Annotated in this window: 5 protein-coding genes; 2 read left to right on the top strand and 3 right to left on the bottom strand. The window is 71.2% G+C overall.

The genetic code is table 11. The features are described from left to right. Positions 1–166: 166 nt before the first annotated feature. Together CCN42_RS03250 and CCN42_RS03245 are read right to left on the bottom strand one after the other, a co-directional pair. Positions 167–1657: a DEAD/DEAH box helicase gene (locus CCN42_RS03250; protein WP_086732970.1), complete on the bottom strand. Its 1491-nt coding sequence runs from the start codon at positions 1655–1657 to the stop codon at positions 167–169. A gap of 235 nt (positions 1658–1892) precedes the next feature. Beyond that, positions 1893–2096, bottom strand: a complete 204-nt coding sequence (locus tag CCN42_RS03245) for a cold-shock protein (RefSeq protein ID WP_030648194.1) — start codon at positions 2094–2096, stop codon at positions 1893–1895. 438 nt (positions 2097–2534) lie between these two features. Between CCN42_RS03245 and CCN42_RS03240 the strand changes: the two genes are divergently transcribed. Together CCN42_RS03240 and CCN42_RS03235 are read left to right on the top strand one after the other, a co-directional pair. Next, the gene (locus CCN42_RS03240; RefSeq protein ID WP_086732969.1) at positions 2535–2891 is read left to right on the top strand and encodes an STAS domain-containing protein; all 357 of its coding nucleotides are present in this window, start codon (positions 2535–2537) and stop codon (positions 2889–2891) included. Then, complete coding sequence (locus CCN42_RS03235; protein WP_086732968.1) at positions 2888–3817, top strand: anti-sigma factor RsbA family regulatory protein; 930 nt, start codon at positions 2888–2890, stop codon at positions 3815–3817. Before CCN42_RS03240 ends, CCN42_RS03235 begins: the two co-directional genes overlap by 4 nt. 57 nt (positions 3818–3874) lie before the next feature. On the opposite strand, the gene CCN42_RS03230 is transcribed toward CCN42_RS03235, so the two are convergent. Next, on the bottom strand, positions 3875–4096 hold a 222-nt coding region (locus CCN42_RS03230; RefSeq protein ID WP_422641188.1), incomplete at its 5' end, for a GNAT family N-acetyltransferase.

Below are 4096 nucleotides of genomic sequence, written 5' to 3'. Positions count from 1 at the left end.
CCGCAAAGTCCCGTCGTCCGCCCGAAGGGCGGGCCCCGCGGCGTCTGGTGCGTGCTCTCGGCGCGCCGGGCGGAGTCCCTCGTACTGGATGTACTTGGGGCTTCGCCCGGCGCGGCGAGAGTGCGTGCCAGGCGTCGCGGGGCAGACGGGACTTTGCGGACACGGCCTAGGCTGCGGAGCCGAAGCCGGTCCGCCCCGGTGCCCTGCGCGCCGCCTCACCGACGGGCCGGCCCTGGCGCGCCTGCCCTCGGCGACCTCGACGGCTGCGGGACGCGGGAGACGCGCTGCGGGGGCCTTCCACGACCGGCGTGGTGATGACGACCGGGACACCGGTAGGGGCCTGGGCACCCGTGATACGGCTCAGCTCCGCCTCGCCGGAACGCACCGGGGTGATCCGGGGGGTGATGCCCGCCGTGGCCATCAGCCGGCTCATGCCGCGACGCTGGTCGGGGGTCACCAGGGTGACGACGCTGCCGGACTCGCCGGCTCGGGCCGTACGGCCACCGCGGTGCAGGTAGTCCTTGTGGTCGGTGGGCGGGTCGACGTTGACGACCAGGTCGAGGTTGTCGACGTGGATCCCGCGCGCAGCGACGTTGGTCGCCACGAGTACCGTCACATCCCCGCGCTTGAACTGGGCGAGGGTGCGCGTGCGCTGCGGCTGTGACTTGCCACCGTGCAGGGCCGCGGCACGGACGCCGCTGCTCAGCAGGTGCTTGGTCAGCCGGTCCACCGCGTGCTTGGTGTCGAGGAACATGATCACTCGACCGTCTCGTGCCGCGATCTCGGTGGTCGTCCGGTGCTTGTCCGCGTCGTGCACATGCAGGACGTGGTGCTCCATGGTGGTGACCGCGCCCGCCGAGGGGTCGACGGAATGGACCACCGGGTCCGTCAGGTAACGGCGGACCAGCAGGTCGACGTTGCGGTCCAGGGTGGCCGAGAACAGCATCCGCTGCCCGTCGGCACGCACCTGGTCGAGCAGGGCGGTGACCTGCGGCATGAAGCCCATGTCGGCCATCTGGTCGGCCTCGTCGAGGACCGTGATTTCCACCTCGTCGAGGCGGCACGCGCCCCGGTCGATGAGGTCCTTGAGCCGCCCGGGCGTCGCGACGACCACCTCGGCACCGGCGCGGAGCGCGCCGGTCTGCCTGCCGATGGACATCCCGCCGACGACGGTGGCCAGCCGCAGGCTCACCGAGCGGGCGTACGGCGTGAGCGCGTCGGTGACCTGCTGGGCGAGCTCACGGGTCGGGACGAGCACGAGGGCGAGCGGCTGCCGCGGCTCGGCACGCCGCCCCGCGGTGCGGGCCAGCAGGGCGAGGCCGAAGGCCAGGGTCTTGCCCGAGCCGGTGCGGCCGCGGCCGAGTACGTCACGACCGGCCAGGGAGTTCGGCAGGGTCGCCGCCTGGATCGGGAACGGCACGGTCACGCCCTCGTGGCCGAGCGTGACCAGCAACCGCTCGGGCATGGAGAGGTCGGCGAACGACTCGGCCGGGGGCAGTGCGGGCGTGATCGTCTTCGGCGGCGCGAACTCGCCCTGTACGGCCCGCCCGGCCGGTCGGCGTCCGTAGCCCGAGGAGCGGCGCGGGCCGCCGGAGCGGCTGGAACCGGCGCCTCCTGCGGCGCGGTCGTAGGTTCGAGAGGTGTGGGTGCGCTTCATGCGGAGCCTTCCTTGATGCGGCGCGTGGCAAGGAATTCCCGCAGCAGATGAGCGGCGCAGAGAATCTTGAGACGAGCCAAGAATGATGTGGGGCGAATCGGACCGGCGGGAAATGAGCCACCGGCCGGAGAGGGGCTTGCGCTTTCCCGCCGCGCGCCCGGAAACGCAGCGAGCTGGGGCCCGCACCCCAGAGGTGCGGGCCCCAGCTGCGAAGTACGCGTCAGCGCCGGTGGCGTCAGGCGGGAACGATGTTCTCGGCCGTCGGGCCCTTCTGGCCCTGCGCGATGTCGAACGACACCTTCTGGCCTTCGAGCAGCTCGCGGAAGCCCTGGGTGGCGATGTTCGAGTAGTGGGCGAAGACGTCGGGGCCGCCGCCGTCCTGCTCGATGAAGCCGAAGCCCTTTTCCGCGTTGAACCACTTCACGGTGCCAGTAGCCATTTTGAATTCTCCTTCGGGAGGCGGAATCAGGAATTCGCCCTGTGCGAATTCCGTGTCGCCGTGATGATTAACCCGTCGGGAATGAACCTTCTGGCAACCACACCTGCAACTGAGATCGACAGTAGCACGATGCGATCGGCGCTGCACGGGCGATGATTTCACCTTGTCCGGTCGCCGGGGAATACTCACCGGGCCCGGCAGCTAATTCTCATTTCGCGAGCACAGATATGGCCCTCTGCGGGGGGTGCGCCCCTGTTGCGGGCCCCTCTGTCGTGATGAAGGTCACTTTGCCGCGAGGAGGGCGCCGCTCCGTACCCGGAGGCCTCGTCGTCCGCGGCCGGCGCGGCTATAGGCTGTCGGATCTAAGACGTGGACTCGCCCGCCCGGCGGGCCGCGGCGTGTCGGCGGACGGCCGGCGGATGGTGGAGGAGTCCAGCAATGGGTGACCCGCATGTAAGTGGCGAGCCGGCTCCGGCGTCGCCGGGGAGGGCCGCGTTGGAGGTGAGCCCGTTGCCCGGTCGATGCGGGATACGAGCCAGTGGCGAGATCAGCGAGACCACCCGCCCGTACTGGGAGGAGGCCCTGTCCAGGCTGGCCGGGCAGCACTCGGGTGTGTCCTATCTGGAGCTGTCGGATGTGGCCTTCGTGGACGTGGCAGGGGTGACGGCGCTGGCGGTGACCGCCCTGGGCCTGCCCGAGGGCCGGGTGGTGGTGGAGCATCCGCCGCCACACCTTCCACGTGTGCTGGAGATGTTCTGGCCGAGCCTGCCCCAGATCGAGGTGACGCCGCGATGAGCACGATGACCCCCGACGACGCCTTCGTGCACCCCGCGCTGTTCTACCGCGGCGAGGAGGAGTACACGCGGCAGACGGTTGCGTTCCTGCGGGCGGGTCTGGCCGCCGGTGAGCCGATGGCCGTGGCGGTCCCGGGACCCAACCTGGAACTGATCAGGGCCGGGCTGGGCACGGACGGCGACGGCATCCTCTTCCTGGACATGACCGACGTCGGCCGCAACCCGGGACGGATCATTCCCCGGGTCCTGCGCGGCTTCGCCGACGCCCACCCCGGCGGGCGGGTGCGGATCATCGGCGAGCCGATCTGGGCCGGGCGCAGCGCGGTGGAGTACCCGGCGTGCGCACAGCACGAGGCGCTCATCAACGTCGCCTTCGAGGGCCGTGCGGTGACGATCCTGTGTCCGTACGACGAGGCGCGTCTGGATCCGCAGGTGATCGCCGACGCGCGGATCACCCACCCCACCCTCATCGACGGCGACCGTGAGGAGACCAGTCACGCCTATGACTGGGAAGCGGTCGTCGCCCGCTACAACGAGGCGCTGCCGGCGTCGCCGGAGGCCGCCGTCGTCTCCTTCGGCAGCCAGGACCTCCCGGCGGTCCGCCGGTTCGCGGTCGCTCAGGCCGAGCGGCTGGGCGTTGCGGGGCGGCGGCTGCAGGACATGGAACTCGCGGCGGCCGAGCTGACGACCAACAGCGTGCTGCACGGCGGAGGCAACGGGACGCTGGCGGTCTGGGCCGAGGCGGGGCACCTGGTGTGCGAAGTCCGGGACGCGGGACGGCTGTCCGACCCTCTGGCCGGCCGTAGGCCACCGAGGCCGGGGCAGATCGGCGGCCGGGGCCTGATGCTGGTCCACTATGTGACCGACCTGGTGCGGGTGCACACCGGTGATGCCGGTACGACCGTGCGCTTCTACCTGAGTCTGTAGAACAGCGTGGGCGGCCACCTGGCAGGTGGCCGCCCCTCCTCCGGCTTCGTGGTGGCGTCAGCCCACCGCCTGAGCCGTCTCCGTCCCGTCACCACTCCCGGGCGGGGCCGTCGTCGGGATCACCAGCAGTCTGGTGACGGTGCCGTCGTCGCCGGTCACGTCCCGCACGTGCCGGAAGCCGAGGCGGCGGCACATGGCCAGGCTGGCGGTGTTGTCGGCGCCGACCATGCCGTAGGCCTCCTTCAGGCCCAGGTTGTCGGCGGCGTGGCGGAGCAGGCC

The sequence above is a fragment of the Streptomyces glaucescens genome (assembly GCF_002154375.1).
Classification (GTDB): Bacteria; Actinomycetota; Actinomycetes; order Streptomycetales; family Streptomycetaceae; genus Streptomyces; species Streptomyces glaucescens.
The sequence above is the reverse complement of the archived record's forward strand: the minus strand, read 5'-3'. Positions and strand labels throughout refer to the sequence as shown.